Raw genomic sequence first — 15,306 nt, forward strand, 5'->3', positions numbered from 1 at the left:
GCCATGTATCTGCTTCGGTTAACTCATCGATGGCTGGGGGTGGCGTTCTGCGCGTTGTTCGCCATGTGGTTCGCGAGCGGGATCGTGATGCACTTTGTTCCGTTCCCGTCCCTGAAAGAGACGCAGCGGTTCGAAGGCTTGATCCCGATCGACCTGTCGCTAGTCGTCCGAGACCCCAGTGAGGCGGTGATCGCCGGCGGGATCAATGATGCGACGCGAGTCCGGCTGCTGCAGCGAATCGACGGGCCGGTCTATGTGGTGAGCGGAACGTCAGGCACCAGATCTGTCCACGCCGGCGACCTCTCCACTGCTGCCGTCGCGGGCGCTCAATTGGCGCTCGATATCGCCAAGGACAACGCACGTCGTCGCGGAATGGACGCATCACGGGCAATTGCGACCGCGGTGACGGACTACGACCAATGGACGGTTCCGAACGCATTCGACCGGCATAGGCCATTGTATCGCGTCGCCTTGCAGGACGCGAACGGAACCGAAATCTACGTCTCCTCTATGACCGGCGAGGTTGTTCTCGACACCACTCGATCACAGCGGTGGTGGAATTATGCCGGCAGCGTCGTGCACTGGATATATCCAACGTCCTTGCGAAATCGATGGACGTTATGGGACGCGGTGGTATGGCGGCTGTCCCTGCTGGCCATGATTGCGGCCATCTCGGGCAGCGTGCTCGGTGTGGCCAGATGGAGGCCGCTCTCACGCCGTCTCAAATGGTCGCGCGCCGGTTGGCAGGGCTGGCACCACCTGCTCGGACTCATCTGCGGGAGCTTTGTGCTCACCTGGACTTTCAGCGGCTGGCTGTCGATGGATCATGGCCGCCTGTTTTCCCGTGGCCAGTTGACCGAGGCGGAACGCATGGCGCTCGGGACGCCGCCGCTGTGGCGTGACCCGACCGAGAACCATTCCCAGAAAATCTCTTCGACCGCGAGAGAGGTCGAATGGTTCGTGTTTGACGGACGGTTCTACCGTCGAGAACGAATCGGATTCGACGGCCAAACGCTCGTCCCAATGGCGGGAGCCGGATCGCGATCACCCGGCGGCTTCCTGGAAGCTGGCGAAGTCGGCGATCTCGTCCAACGACTTGCCGATGGATGTGCTGCGCCCAGGATCGTGGCGACGAACGATCACTATCCGGTCAGATCGTCCGTGCCCGGAGCCCCCGTCTATCGCTCGATCTGCAACGATGTCTGGCTTCAGGTCGACGGCGCGAGCGGCGAGATTCTGGAGAGACTCGATCGATCGCGACGAGCCTATCGATGGCTGTACAGCGCGCTTCATACCGCGGATTTACCCGGTCTCCGGTCGCATCCTTACCTGCAGAGCGCATTGATCGTCTCGTTATGCGGCTTCGGCTTACTCTTCAGCGCCACAGGCGTCGTGATCGGCTGGCGTCGGCTCCGGTCGACGGTGTCAGCAAGGAAGGGCATGAGCGGGCGAAGGTGAACCGAGGCGCACGCTGCGTCGTTGCCGCCGCCCAGAATTGCGGTCAGGAGGAGGCACGAATCGGCAATCACGTGGCCTGACCGGGGCGGGACGTCCCAGCTGTCGCATCGAAGGGTCGCCGGCAGACGATCTCACGTCAGATATGCTGCGCCGTGCGGGCGCGCGGCGGCAGCGAGGCGTCCTTCAGCGGCCTCTATCACCGCAAGAGGCAGCGGCGCTGATCATGAGCGGCTGGACGCCATGAAGGCGCCGGCCCCGCCGTGCGCCATCGGTGGTCCGGCACCGTCGTTATGACGGCGCCACGTTGACATGGATCAAGTCTGACAATTCCTGATTGAGCAGCATGGCAGGACGCACAGGCACAGCCACGTTGTGGACCGTCGTTTGAGCGTCGCCTGCGCCGTGTCCGGCTGAATGTCTCGCGTGCGGAAGTCGGATCGGTTTTGGCCATTTTCGGCCATGGAGAATCGTCATGACCCAAGTTTCCGGCAACTTAAATCTCGATCAATCCCGGCCAGGGCCCAAGCCATGGCAGGTCAGGTCGGCCTGGATCATCGCGCTCGGCGTCATCTACGTGATCGCCGGCATCATCGCGCTGGGCAGCATGCTGACAGCGACGGTCGCCAGCGTCCTCGTAGTCGGCACCATGATGATGATCGTCGGCCTCGCCGAAATCGTCAGTGCGTTCCAGCTCGACAGCTGGAGCAAGACCGTGCTGTGGGGGCTGATCGGCGTGCTCTACGTCGTCGCCGGCTTCGTCACCTTCGAGAATCCACTGCTCGCCGCGGCGTTTCTCACCTTGGTCCTCGGCGTGTCGCTGACGGCGTCCGGCCTCGTCCGCATCGTTCTCGCCTTCGGCATGAAGCACGAGGCGCCATGGGTCTGGATCGCGCTGTCCGGCCTCGTCACGTTCCTGCTTGGCCTGATCATCCTGTCGCACTGGCCGATCGATACGCTTTATGTGCTCGGCCTGTTCCTCGGCATCGACCTGATCGTCGCCGGCGCGGGCTGGCTCGGTATCGGCTTCGGCCTGCGGGAGCGTTGACGCAAGCCGCGCCTCCTTGGAATATCCTCTGACGCTCCGGTTTCGTCGGAACGAAAGACTCTGGGTTTCGTCTTGACGCGCATCCTCGAGCGAAACGTCCTCGCTTCGCTCGAGAACGCTCCAGAGAGGAGGCATTCGTGCGCTGGCTCTATCTCGTCGTCATCATCCTGTTCGTGGCGGGAACGGCGATCTTCGCCCTGCAGAACCTCAACGCCGTGACCATGTGGTTTCTCGGCTCCAGCGTGCGGCTGCCGCTGGCGATCCTCGTCATCGTCGTCTACGTGCTCGGCGCCGCGACCGGCGGCAGCCTCTACGCCCTGCTGCGTCGGTCCTATCGCGGATCGCGGGGAGCCCTCTTCGACGGCTCCTGAGCTCGGGACCGCAGACCGCGCGCTGGCGCGAACTGGCGCCGCACAGACACCGCCGCCTCTTGCCGCATGTCTATTGCCGCACCAGGATGAAAGGATCGGCGGTGTCGGGAACGCGCCGCCACTGGGCGTTGTCGTCGGCCTCGAAGCGCCAGATCTCGCCCTTGGCGTTGATCAGCTGCAATTCGCCGCGCTCCAGCCGCCACACCACCGGGCCGAAGGTCTTGAGAACCGCGTCGCAGCGCGGCTTGAGATAGACCGCGTAGCTGTCCGGCACGGTTTCGGTATTGGTCAGGGTCAGGCCACAGACGGCGCGGTCGTCGCCGCGCACCACCGACCAGTCGCCGATCATCTGGTCCATGGACTTGGTGAGCGCCCGGGCCGCCGCGAGGTTCTGCAACAAATAAACGCCCTCGTTCGGCCGCTGTCCCTCGAAGATGCCGCTCTCGACTTCGGTGACGTCGATCACCGGCTGTCCCTTGGCATCCTGCAGGCGGACGATGTCGAGCCCCTTGATGCTCCAGGCGACGATGTCGCGGGTGAAGGGCAGCGCCGCGGCGCAGCCATTCTCCAGCTCGAGCTTCATGCCGCCGGTGGCGGCATCGCTCTTCAAGGTGATGACGCAGGTCTTGCTGCGCTCGGCAGTGGACAGCTCCCACTGGCCGACCATTTCGGCAGCGAGGCTGCGGCCCTCCTCGGCGCGGCTGGGCGCCGGCAACACGACTGCCGCCGGAATCGCCGCGACCAGCGCGGCGAGCACTGCCGGCAGCACGCGCCGCAGTCCCGGCCGCGCCGCCACCTCAGCGGCCCTTCACCGGCGTTTCCGGAATCGGGGTCAGCGGCGCCTGGCCCGCGAACCAGGCCTTGAGGTTATCCACCACGAGCTGGTCCATCGCGTTGCGGGTGATGATCGAGGCCGAGCCGACATGGGGCAGGAGCACCGTATTGGGCAGCGCGCGCAGCTCCTCCGGCACATTGGGTTCGTTGGCGAACACATCCAATCCCGCCGCCAGGATCTTGCGCGCCTTGAGCGCCGCGATCAGGGCGTCCTCGTCGATCACGCTGCCGCGCGCGACATTGACGATGACGCCGTTCGGGCCGAGCGCATCGATGACCTCGGCGTTGACCAGCTTGGCGGTCGACGCCCCACCCGGCGTGATGACGACGAGGGTGTCGACCGCCTTCGCCATCTCCACCAGATTGGCATAGTGCTTGTAGCCGACCCCGGCCGCCGGATTGCGCGAGTGATACACCACCGGCACCAGCGATGCGTCGAGCCGGCGGGCGATCGCCTGGCCGATGCGGCCCATGCCGACCATACCGACGGTGCGGCCGCGCAGCGAGCCCTGGGTCAGCGGGTAATTACCCCTGGCCCACTGGCCGGAGCGGACGAACCGATCGGCGGCAACGAACTCTCGCACCGTCGCGATCAGCAGCCCGAGCGCCACGTCGGCAACTTCCTCGGTCAACACGTCCGGGGTGTTGGTGACGATGATGCTGCGCTCGCGCGCCGCCGCCCAGTCGACGTGGTCATAGCCAACGCCGAAGGACGAGATCAGCTCGAGCCCGGGGAAGCGGGCCATCATCGCCTTGTCGGCGCTGACGAGGCCGGTAATGGCGACGCCCCGGATCCGGCCGGCGACGGCCTCGCTGATGCGGTCGAGATCGCCGCGGCTCTCCGCCGCATGAACCGTGAATACGCCGCTGAGCCCCTCGCTCACGAGGGGTTTCGGCTGGCCATAGACCAGCACATCGACCTTCCCGGAAGTCCCCGCAGTCATCCAATGTCCTTTCCAAGCGCACTTTCGTGCCAGCGTCGTAGCATAAGATGCGAGGCCAGCGAGAGCAGCATATAGATCACAATGCCGGCCGCCGAGAGCAGCAGAAGCGCAGCAAACATGCGCGGAATGTTGAGGCGATAGCCCGATTCCGCAATGCGATAGGCGAGCCCCGAGCCGGCGCCGGCGGAACCCGCCGCGATTTCGGCCACCACCGCCCCGATCAGCGACAAACCGCCGGCGATCCGCAGCCCCCCGAGCGTATAGGGCAGGGCCGACGGCAACCGCAGCAGCGTCAGGCTTTGCAGCTGCGAGGCGCCATACAGCGTGAACAGCCCGGCGAGGTTGCGGTCCACCGAATTGAGCCCCAGGGTGGTGTTGGACAGCACCGGAAAGAACGCGACGATGAAGGCGCAGACCACCACCGCGAGCTGCTGCGGCAGATAGATCAGGAGCAGCGGCGCGATCGCAATCACCGGCGTGACCTGCAGGATCACCGCATAGGGGAATAGCGAATATTCGACGATGCGCGAGCGGCTGAACAGCAACGCCAGCGCGATGCCGCCCACGGCGGCGGCGACAAAGCCTTCCAGCGTGGTGGTGAGCGTCACCAGCAGCGAGGCGAACAGCACCGACCAATCGGCGACCAGCGTCGTCGCCACCACCGAAGGCGCCGGCAGGACATAGGGCGGAATCCCCTTGAGGCGCACCACGGCTTCCCAGAGGCCGATGGCCGCCGCCATCACCAGCATCGGCAGCACGATGCGCAAGCCGCGGCTGTTGCGTGGCGCGGTCGCCGGGGTTGGCGCGTTGCTCATGACGCACCCCGCGATGGCGGCTGACCGCTCGCCTCCGCCAACGCCCGCGACACCGCCCGGCATTGGGCGCCATAGGACGCGGAGGTGCGGAAATCCTCGCCGCGCGCCAGCGGCGCCTCGATCCGGAACTCGGAATGAATGCGTCCCGGACGCGGCGTCATCACCACCACGCGCTGGGCGAGATAAACCGATTCGAACACCGAATGGGTAACGAAGACGATGGTCTTGCCGAGCCGGCGCCAGAGCGCGAGCAGGTCGTCGTTGAGGCGGAAGCGGGTAATCTCATCGAGCGCCGCGAACGGCTCGTCCATCAGCAGGATGTCCGGGTCGGTGACGAGGGCGCGGGCGAGCGAGACCCGCATCTTCATCCCGCCGGACAGTTCGCGCGGATAGGCGCGGGCGAAATCGGCGAGGCCGACGCCGTCGAGCGCCGAGCGGACGCGCGCCTCGGCGTCCGGCCGCGGCGCATGGACGAGGCGCAGCGGCAGATGGACATTGTCGAAGACGCTGGCCCAGGGCATCAGGGTCGGCTCCTGGAAAACGAAGCCGATGGCATGGCCGGCGTGGCGGCGCGGCGCGGCGCGGGCAACGCGGATCTCGCCGGCGGTCGGCCGGCTCAGTCCGGCAACGAGGCGCAGGGCGGTGGATTTTCCGCAACCGGACGGGCCGAGCAGCGCGACGAATTCGCCGCGGCCGACGTCGAGATCGAGCGCGTCGAGCGCGCGGACGCCGTTGTCATAGGCCTTGCAAACGGCGCGCAGGCTGACGGCGGGTTCAGGCCCCGTGCTCGCCCGCTCGCGCCCCGGGCCGTCATCCTGCATGATGCGCCGCCAAATCAGTTCTTGGGACGCAGGTCGAGACCGACGCCCTTGTTGACGAAGCGCAGTGTGTAGCCCTTGCGAAAATCGATGTCGCGCTTGACCACGCCGGCGCGCACCATCTTGTCGAAGAAGCTCGCATAGCGGGCGTCATTCATGGCGCCGATGCCGTCCTTGAGCGCATCGCCGGAATCGACGATGCCGTAGTCCTTCATCTTCGCGACCGAGAAGGCGAGGAGATCGTCGGTCATGTCAGGATTGAACGTCTTGATCAGGGCGTTGCCGGGCTTGTTGTCGCCGTAGAGATAATTGTACCAGCCGATGATCGAGGCATCGACGAAGCGCTGCACGAGATCCGGCTTGTTTTCGGCGAGATCGCGCCGCGTCTCGATCAGGGTCGAATAGCTGTTGAAGCCGGCATCGGCGATCGAAATCACCGTCGGCTTGAAGCCGGCCTGCTTTTCCACCGCGAAAGGCTCGGAGGTGGCGTAGCCTTCCATGGCGCTGCGCTTGTCGGCGAGGAAGGGCTGGGCATTGAAGGTGTAGGGCTTCACCCGCGTTTCGGAGAAACCGTATTCGAGCTTGAGCCACTGGTAATAGGTGGTCATGCCCTCCTTGGAGACGAACAGCGTGAGGTTTTTGAGATCCCCGATCTTCTCCACCTTGGCTTCGGGATGAGCCAGAAAGACCTGAGGATCCTTCTGGAACATCGCGGCCACCGCCACCACGGGAATATTGTTCGCCGCGGCATCGAAGGTCTGCAGCGAATTGGCGCTCATGAAGAAGTCGAGCTTGCCCGAGGCCAGCAGGATGCGGTTATTGACGTTGGGTCCGCCGGGCACGATGGTGACGTCGAGGCCGTATTTGGCGTAAGTGCCGTCGGCGACGGCCTGGAAGAAACCGCCATGCTCCGCCTCGGCCACCCAGTTGGTCCCGAAACGGACCTTGTCAGGCGTGATCGCGCCCTGCTGTGATGCAGATGCTGCCGGCGTCTCGGCGCGCAGCGGCATTCCCGTCGCCGCCATCACGGCGGCCAGCACCACGGCGCCGAACAGGCGATGGCCGGACAGGGCGCGGCGGGGGACGGGCAATGTCATCGAGGACTCCGTTGCAGGGGTTTTCGTGATAAACTTCGGACTGGGAAGACTTCGAATTAGGAATGCTTCGAATTAGGAAGCCTTCGAATTCGGAAGCCTTCAAACGAGATAGCCTTCGAACCGAGATCTTCGGCAGTGCCCGCCAAGGCGCGGCGGGCGCGGGCAGGCTAACCTGCGAATCAATGCTTTAAAATGCCTGAAACGGAACGATCCCGATCCGATGCCCGACGCCATGAATGAAACCCGGTCCCCGCCTGCCCGTGCCTGGGCAGACGTCCGCTGGTCCGAACTGCCGCCCGGCGCCGCCGAGCGCTGGATCGCCGTGCTGCCGCTGGCGGCAACAGAGCAGCATGGACCGCACCTGCCGCTCGAAACCGACACACTGATCGCCGAAGCCTATCTGGCGCGCACGATGGAATTGCTGCCGGCCTCGCTGCCGGTGACATTCCTGCCGGTCGAGGAGGTCGGGCTTTCCATCGAGCACACCGATTTTGCCGGCACGCGGACGCTGACCACCGAAGGGGCGCTCGCAGCCTGGATGGGCATCGGCGCCGACATCGCCGGAAGGGGATTGCGCAAGCTGGTGATGGTGACGAGCCACGGCGGCAACACCGCCGCGATGATGCTGGTGGCGCAGGAATTGCGCGCGCGCTTCGGGTTGCTTGCGGTGACCACCAACTGGCATCGCTTCGGCCAGCCGCCGGGAATGTTCAGCGACAGCGAGATCCGACATGGCATTCACGGCGGAGCGATCGAGACCTCGATCATGCTGGCGGCCTTTCCGGATCAGGTGCAAAAAAGCCTGATCGCCAATTTCGAGCCGGCGAGCCTCGGTTTCGTGGCGAACTATCGTTACCTCTCGACACAACGGCCGGCGCCCTTCGCCTGGCAGGCCCAGGACCTTCATCCATCGGGCGCGGTGGGCGACGCGACGCAAGCGAGCGCGGAAAAAGGCCGGCGGCTGATCGACCATGGCGCCGCGGCGTTCTGCGAACTCCTGGCCGATGTCGATCGGTTCGACCTCGCCGCTCTGCGTCCCGGGCCGGCGCGCCGAGGCGCGTAAGCCGGTCGCCTGCGATTCTCCGCGGTGTCATGATACTGTCGCCAAGAACCACCAAAACGATTGCCCGAACGAGGCGAGTTAGTTGCAAATGCCTCGCAGGAGCGATAAAGGGCGCCCGGGTAATCCTGTCGGGAGTGGCTCCGCCGCGGCGGTCGTGCGACAGGAGGGGCAAACGGAGTGACGAATCACGATGAAGCAGCTTGCGGCCGGTCTTGCCCTCGCGGCGCTCTGGCTCGACGGCGTCGCCATGGCCGCCGATCGCATCGTTGCGCCCGCCGCCCGCAAGGCGGTCGCTCAGACGGTCTATGATTGGAGCGGCATCTATTTCGGCGGCAATGTCGGTTACGGCTTCGGCGGCCTCGGCCCGAACAGCAACCCGCTGCCGCTGCAGGGTGTTTTCTTTCCGCACAGCGCCACCGGCCTGGTCGGCGGCTTTCAGGTTGGCGCCAACTGGCAACTGTCGAACAATCTCGTCGTCGGAACCGAGGCGGATGTCTCCTTTGTCAGCCCGCTCGACAAGCCGCGCCTCGCGATTGCGCCTTACAACGGCACCCTCGACTACATCGGCACCGCGCGCGGACGCATCGGCTATGCGTTCGGCACCGTCTTGCCTTACGTCACCGGAGGTCTCGCCTTCGGCCGCATGCATGTCCATGCCAATAACACCCAGGGCAACACCATCGCCCAGCCCGGTCACATGCATTACGGCTGGGTCGCCGGCGCCGGCGTCGAGGTAGCGATCGGCGGCGCCTGGAGCGCCAAGCTGGAATACGACTACTTCGGCCTCGGCGGCCGCACCTTCACCCTGGCGACGCAGCCGACGCCGGTACGGATCGATCCCAGTCTCCAGGCGGTCAGGCTCGGCCTGAATTATCGCCTGTGGGATGCCGCAGGCGTCGACAGCGCGATCAAGAAGCCGGCCGCACTGCCCGACCCCGACTGGAGCATCCACGGCCAGACGACGCTGATCACGCAAGGTTATCCGAGCTTCCGGGCGCCCTATCAGGGCGCCAACAGCCTGCCGAGCCCGGCCCAGGGCCGCGAGACCTGGACGGTCGACGCCTTCCTCGGCTGGCGGCTGTGGGAAGGCGGCGAGTTCTACTTCAATCCCGAGCTCGCCCAAGGCTTCGGCATCGGCAGCACCCTGGGCCTTGCCGGCTTCGCCAATGGCGAAGCGCAGAAAGGCGGCGCCGAATATCCCCGCTTCCGCGCCCAGCGCTATTACCTGCGCCAGACCTTCGGCTTCGGCGGCGAACAGGAAGACGTGCCCGACGGACCCAACCAGCTCTCCGGCAAGCGCGACATCGACCGCCTGACGCTGATCGTCGGACGCTTCGCCGTCGGCGACTTCTTCGACGGCAACGCCTACGCCAAGGACCCGCGCGTCGATTTCATGAATTGGGCGATGTGGGCTTCGGCGGCCTATGACTTCCCCGCGGACCTGCCCGGCTTCACCCGCGGCGGCGTCGTCGAACTCAACCGCAAGTCCTGGGCGCTGCGCGCCGGCCTGTTCCAGGTGCCGTCCGAGCCGAACAGCGACGTGCTGACCTTCAACACCGGCGGCACGGTGGTCGAGTTCGAGGAGCGCCACAACATTTTCGAGCAGCCCGGCAAACTGCGGCTCGGCGCCTTCCTCAACCGCGGCAGCACCGGCAACTACCGGGACGCGCTCGGCATCGTCGCGGCGGATCCGACCATCGACATCAACACCGCAATCGTTGCGGACCGCCGCCAGCGCGACAAATACGGCTTCTACGTCAATCTCGAACAGCAAGTGGTCAATGATGTCGGCCTGTTCGCGCGGGCGAGCTGGAACGATGGCCGCAACGAGATCCTGTCCTTTACCGACATCGACCGCAGCCTGTCCGGCGGCCTTTCGGTGAAGGGCAGCTATTGGGGCCGTGGCTCCGACACGTTCGGCATCGGCGGCGCCATCAACGGCCTGTCCGGCGCCCATCGCGATTTCCTTGCCGCCGGCGGCAATGGGCTGCTGATCGGCGACGGCCGGCTCAACTACGGCACCGAGAAGATTCTCGAGAGCTATTACGCCTATGCGGTGAACAAGAGCCTGACCCTGACCGCCGACTACCAGCTGATCGTCGATCCCGCCTACAACACCGACCGCGGGCCGGTATCGATCTTCTCGGCCCGCGCGCACGCGGAGTTCTGAGCCGCGCTGGGGCTGAGCCACCCGCTTTTGCGGGCGGCGACGGCAGCGGAAGAAGCAACGCCTGCGCCCTGTCAGACCGCCGCGGCGAAGGTGTCCGGCCGCGCCATCGCCCAGGCGTCGCGATAGCGCAGATCCTTGGTGCCCTCGAGCAGCTCACCCGGCCGCAATGCCGGATAGAGCTGGGTGAAGGTCATCACCTCGACACCGGAGACGCGGCGCGAGAAATGCGCCGGCATCATTTCACCCGGATGCGTGAAGCCGCCCGCCGCGGTGATTTCCGCCAGCGCATGCAGCGTGGCGTGATGATAATTGCAGGCGCGGGTCAGCTTGTCCGGCACCACCAGGGCCCGCGCCCGGGTCGGGTCCTGGGTCGCGACGCCAGTGGGACAGCGATCGGTGTGGCAGCTCAGCGACTGGATGCAGCCGATCGAAAACATGAAGCCGCGGGCCGCGTTGCACCAGTCGGCGCCGAGCGCCATGGCGCGGGCGATATCGAAGGCCGTGGCGATCTTGCCCGAAGCGCCGATACGGATGCGGTCGCGAGCGCCGATGCCGACGAGCGCGTTATGCACGAAATTGACACCTTCGCGCATCGGCATGCCCATATGGTCCATGAATTCGAGCGGCGCCGCGCCGGTCCCGCCCTCGTTGCCGTCGACCACGATGAAATCGGGATAGCTGCCGGTCTCCAGCATCGCCTTGCAGATCGCCAGGAACTCCCAGGGATGGCCGATGCACAGCTTGAAACCGGCCGGCTTGCCGCCCGACAGGCGGCGCATCTCGGCGATGAAGCGCATCATCCCGATCGGATCGGCGAACGCCTTGTGATAGGGTGGCGAGATGCAATCCTCGCCGAGCGGCACGCCACGGATGCTGGCGATCTCGCGCGACACCTTGGCTGCCGGCAGCACGCCGCCGTGGCCCGGCTTGGCGCCCTGGCTGATCTTGAGCTCGACCATCTTGACCTGATCGAGCACGGCCAGCCCCGCGAATTTCTCGCCGTCGAAATTGGCGTCGACGGTGCGACAGCCGAAATAGCCCGAACCGACCTCCCAGATCAGGTCGCCGCCCATCTCTCGATGATAGGGGCTGATGCCGCCCTCGCCGGTATCCTGGGCGAAGCCACCCTTCCTGGCGGCGCCATTGAGCGCGCGCACCGCATTGGGACTGAGGGCGCCGAAGCTCATGGCCGAAACGTTGAAGATCGAGGCCGAATAGGGCTTGAGGCAGTCAGGGCCGCCAATCGCCAGGCGGAACATCTCGGAAGCGACCGGCTTCGGCGCCACCGAATGGTGCATCCATTCGTAGCCCTCGCGATAGACGTCCTCCTGCGTGCCGAACGGCCGCTTGTCGAGGTCCATCTTGGCGCGCTGATAAACCACCGCGCGGGTGTCGCGGCTAAACGGCTTGCCGTCCTTCTCGCTCTCGAAGAAATACTGCCGCATCTCGGGCCGGATCTCCTCGAGAAGAAATCGCAGATGCGCGGAGATCGGATAGTTGCGCAATACCGCGTGGCGCTTCTGCACCAGGTCGCGGAAGCCCAGCGCGGTGAGCGCCGCGAAGATCACCAGCGGCAGCAGCACGAGATCGAAGACTTTATGGTCGAAGATGCCGAGGACGAGCAGGAGCGCCGTCACCACCGTGCAGATGGTCAGCACGATGAAGCGCGGGGTGAACGGCAGCATTAGGGTTTCCATGATCGCCTCAAGTGTCCCGGTTCTAACGTCCGCATGCCTTGCAGCGCGCACTTCGACGAACGTGCTGTTTTGGATCCGAGTGCTGCGGATGGCTTGAAGCTTACACGAAGTCCGCCGTCATCGGCAGCAGATCGGCGCCGCTCACGACTTGTGATCGCCAATCATCATGATGCGACGCACCGGTGCCACACAAAACAGGCCGCGCTCACGCGCGGCCTGTTTTGTCTTGAGCGATGCGGACGCGGTCCATGGCCGCGGCCCGGCAGTTCGGATCAGGCCGCCGCGGCGGCCTGCGCCTCCCTGATCGCCGCCCAGACCTTCTGCGGGGTGAGCGGCGCATGCAGATTGGCGACGCCGACCGGCGCCAGCGCATCCATCGCCGCATTGACCACGCAGGGAGGTCCGCCGATGGCGCCGGATTCGCCGCAGCCCTTGGCGCCGAGTGGATTGGTGCGGCACGGCGCCGAGCCGTCCAGCGTAACGCCGACCGGCGGCACATCGCTGGCCCGCGGGACGCAGTAGTCCTGCCAGGTAGCGGTCAGGAGCTGGCCTTCGCCGTCGTAATGGACGCCTTCGTAAAGCGCCTGGCCGACGCCTTGCGCCACCCCGCCGTGGATCTGGCCGGTCACCAGCATCGGATTGACGGCGACGCCGACGTCATCGACCGTCGTATAGCGCACCACGTTGGTGATGCCAGTCTGGGGATCGATCTCGACCTCGCAGATATGGGTGCCGTTCGGCCAGCTCGGGCCGTCGACCTCGCCCTCGCTGTCGACCGCCAGCTCGCCGCCCGGCAGGCGGCCGGCGAGATCGAACAGGCTGATGCGGCGGTCGGTACCGGCGACCGTCAGCACCCCCTCGTGATATTCGATGTCGCCGACGCCGGCCTCCAGCACATTGGCGGCGCCTTCGCGCGCCTTGGTGATGAGATCGACCGACGACACCACCGCGGCGGTACCGCCGACGAACAGCGAGCGCGAGCCGACACTGCCGAAGCCCTGGGCGAGGTCGGTATTGCCCTGGATCACCACGACCTTGTCCATGGGAATGCCGAGCGCGGCGCTGATCATCTGGCTATAGGCGGTCTCGAGCCCCTGACCCATGGCCTGGGTCGCCGAATGCAGCACCACCTTGCCGTCACCGGTAGCGCGCAGGCTGACCTTTTCGGTGTGGGCACGCCCGCCGGTCCATTCGATATAGCTCGCGAGGCCGCGACCATAGAGCAGACCCTTGGCCTTGGCGGCTCGCTTGCGCGCGGCAAAGCCGTCCCAGTCCGCCAGTTCGGAAGCGCGATCGAGCATGTGGGCAAAAGCGCCGCTGTCATAGGTCTGGCCGGTTGCCGTGGTGTAGGGCATCTGTCCCGGCTTGACGAAATTGAGCTTGCGGATCTTGCGCGGATCCATGCCGAGCTTGCGCGCCGCAGCGTCCATCAGCCGCTCGACGATATAAACCGCTTCCGGACGGCCGGCGCCGCGATAGGCCCCGACCGGCGCGGTGTGGGTCATCACCGCCTTCACGTCGATATGAACCAGCGGCAGGTCGTAGGTGCCGGTGGCGACGAACGGGCCGAGCACCAGAGGAATGATGACGCCGGTACCGCTGAGATAGGCGCCGGTGCCGCCGATCGAGCGGACGCGGAAAGCCTGGACGCGCCCCTTGGCGTCGAGCGCGAATTCGGCGGTCGAGGTCAGGTCGCGGCCATGGGTGCCACCGACGAAATCATCGGTGCGTTCGCCGCGCCAGCGCACCTTGCGCTGCAGCTTCACCGCGGCATAGGCGACGATGCCGTCCTCGGGATAGAGCCCGGTCTTCTGGCCGAAGCCGCCGCCGATGTCGCCGACGCGGATCAGCACGCTGTCCGGCGGACGCTTCAGCACCGCGCCGGCAAGGGTATCGCGGGTCTGGGTCGGCGTCTGGGTCTGCATGTGCATGACGAGACGGCCGCCCTTCTCGATCTCGGCGATGACGCTGCGCGGCTCCATGGCGGCCGGCACCAGACGCTGGCTGACGACGTCGAGCGACACGGTGTGAGCGGCCGCCTTGAAGGCAGCCTCCACCGCGGCGGCATCGCCATAGCTCATGCCGGCAACGACATTGTCCGGACAGTCCTGCCAGACCCGCGGCGCGCCGGGCTCTGCCGCGGCGACGGGATCGGTCACCGCGGGCTCGACCGCGTAATCGACGGCGATGACTTCCGCCGCCGCCTGGGCGTTGGCGCGGCTGTCGGCCACCACCGCAGCCACCGGCTCGCCGGTGAAGCGGACGCGCTCATGGGCGAGCAGGCGGCGCGGCGCGTAGGCCATCGGCGAGCCATCGGGGCGCTTGAAGATCGGCAGGGTCGGCAGCGTGCCGACATCGTCGGCGACGAGATCGGCGCCGGTATAGATCGCCACCACGCCCGGCATCGCCCGGGCGGCGTCGGTGTCGATCGCCGCGATGCGGGCATGAGCGTGCGGCGAGCGCAGCACCACCAGCCACAGCGCGTCGGCGTGACGTTGATCGTCGACGTAATGCCCACGGCCGGTGACGAGGCGCAGATCCTCGACGCGCTTGACCGGCACGCCGGCACCGAACCTCAGATCCTTGGGCAATACGTTCATCATGAAGTCCTCATGCAAGGGGGCGCGATCGCGCGCGCCACCGGGGTTGCGACTTATCAGGGGAGATCTGTAACCGGGTCAAGCCGCCGCGATCGCGTTCGGGCGAGGATCAGCGTCCCTCGACCAGCCTGCGGCAGGCGGGACTGAGCTTCGCGCGGTGCTCCTGCAGGCACTGGTGAATGGCCACATCGCCTTCATTCATCAGTTTGCGGCAGTAGCGCGAGACATCACGCGAACAGGCCTGCTGCTGCATGCCGCGCTGGTCCTGGGCCGATGCCGCGGACAGGCCGGCCACCATGACAAGCGCGGCCCCGAGACCCAATCTGCTGATACGCCAAAAATCGGCCATGCGAGTTCGTCCGTTCATAAGGATAAAGATGCATTCTACAGGGTG

13 protein-coding genes are annotated in these 15,306 nt (G+C 66.0%); 5 read left to right on the forward strand and 8 right to left on the reverse strand.

All coding sequences use genetic code 11. The features are described from left to right. The first annotated feature begins 3 nt into the window (after positions 1-3). The 3 genes from DB459_RS07165 (at position 4) to DB459_RS07175 (ending at position 2,874) form a co-directional block, all read left to right on the forward strand. Positions 4-1,458, forward strand: coding sequence for a PepSY domain-containing protein (locus tag DB459_RS07165; protein WP_253712204.1), 1,455 nt, complete (start codon positions 4-6; stop codon positions 1,456-1,458). Between the two features lie 472 nt (positions 1,459-1,930). Beyond that, a complete protein-coding gene (locus DB459_RS07170; RefSeq protein ID WP_253712205.1) occupies positions 1,931-2,503 on the forward strand; it encodes an HdeD family acid-resistance protein in 573 nt (190 codons plus the stop codon). A gap of 137 nt (positions 2,504-2,640) precedes the next feature. Then, on the forward strand, positions 2,641-2,874 hold the full coding sequence (locus tag DB459_RS07175) for a hypothetical protein (RefSeq protein ID WP_253712206.1): 234 nt from the start codon (positions 2,641-2,643) through the stop codon (positions 2,872-2,874). Between the two features lie 70 nt (positions 2,875-2,944). On the opposite strand, the gene DB459_RS07180 is transcribed toward DB459_RS07175, so the two are convergent. Genes DB459_RS07180 through DB459_RS07200 form a run of 5 tightly spaced genes read right to left on the reverse strand, consistent with a single transcriptional unit; the run spans position 2,945 to position 7,382 of the window. Continuing rightward, positions 2,945-3,670 (reverse strand): protease inhibitor Inh/omp19 family protein, encoded by a 726-nt coding sequence (locus DB459_RS07180; protein ID WP_253712207.1) that lies wholly within the window; start codon positions 3,668-3,670, stop codon positions 2,945-2,947. 1 nt (position 3,671) lies between these two features. Continuing rightward, positions 3,672-4,652 (reverse strand): 2-hydroxyacid dehydrogenase, encoded by a 981-nt coding sequence (locus DB459_RS07185; protein ID WP_253712208.1) that lies wholly within the window; start codon positions 4,650-4,652, stop codon positions 3,672-3,674. Then, the gene (locus tag DB459_RS07190) at positions 4,649-5,467 is read right to left on the reverse strand and encodes an ABC transporter permease (RefSeq protein WP_253712209.1); all 819 of its coding nucleotides are present in this window, start codon (positions 5,465-5,467) and stop codon (positions 4,649-4,651) included. Before DB459_RS07190 ends, DB459_RS07185 begins: the two co-directional genes overlap by 4 nt. Then, positions 5,464-6,288, reverse strand: coding sequence for an ABC transporter ATP-binding protein (locus tag DB459_RS07195; RefSeq protein ID WP_253712210.1), 825 nt, complete (start codon positions 6,286-6,288; stop codon positions 5,464-5,466). The genes DB459_RS07190 and DB459_RS07195 overlap by 4 nt, the downstream gene beginning before the upstream one ends. A gap of 14 nt (positions 6,289-6,302) precedes the next feature. Next, entirely contained in the window at positions 6,303-7,382 is a 1,080-nt protein-coding gene (locus DB459_RS07200; protein WP_371926889.1) for an ABC transporter substrate-binding protein, read from the reverse strand. 220 nt (positions 7,383-7,602) lie between these two features. Between DB459_RS07200 and DB459_RS07205 the strand changes: the two genes are divergently transcribed. After that, positions 7,603-8,445 (forward strand): creatininase family protein, encoded by an 843-nt coding sequence (locus tag DB459_RS07205; RefSeq protein WP_253712211.1) that lies wholly within the window; start codon positions 7,603-7,605, stop codon positions 8,443-8,445. 190 nt (positions 8,446-8,635) lie between these two features. Then, the gene (locus DB459_RS07210; RefSeq protein ID WP_253712212.1) at positions 8,636-10,615 is read left to right on the forward strand and encodes a carbohydrate porin; all 1,980 of its coding nucleotides are present in this window, start codon (positions 8,636-8,638) and stop codon (positions 10,613-10,615) included. A 71-nt stretch (positions 10,616-10,686) separates the two neighbouring features. Here DB459_RS07210 and DB459_RS07215 read toward each other — a convergent pair whose 3' ends face one another. The 3 genes from DB459_RS07215 to DB459_RS07225 form a co-directional block, all read right to left on the reverse strand. Continuing rightward, a complete protein-coding gene (locus tag DB459_RS07215) occupies positions 10,687-12,312 on the reverse strand; it encodes an FMN-binding glutamate synthase family protein (protein WP_253712213.1) in 1,626 nt (541 codons plus the stop codon). Between the two features lie 272 nt (positions 12,313-12,584). Continuing rightward, positions 12,585-14,912 carry a xanthine dehydrogenase family protein molybdopterin-binding subunit gene (locus tag DB459_RS07220; RefSeq protein WP_253713458.1) on the reverse strand — a complete coding sequence of 776 codons (2,328 nt, stop codon included), beginning with the start codon at positions 14,910-14,912 and terminating at the stop codon, positions 12,585-12,587. A 109-nt stretch (positions 14,913-15,021) separates the two neighbouring features. Next, entirely contained in the window at positions 15,022-15,261 is a 240-nt protein-coding gene (locus DB459_RS07225; protein ID WP_253712214.1) for a hypothetical protein, read from the reverse strand. Positions 15,262-15,306: the final 45 nt, after the last annotated feature.

The sequence above is a fragment of the Bradyrhizobium sp. WD16 genome (assembly GCF_024181725.1).
Lineage (GTDB): Bacteria > Pseudomonadota > Alphaproteobacteria > Rhizobiales > Xanthobacteraceae > Bradyrhizobium_A.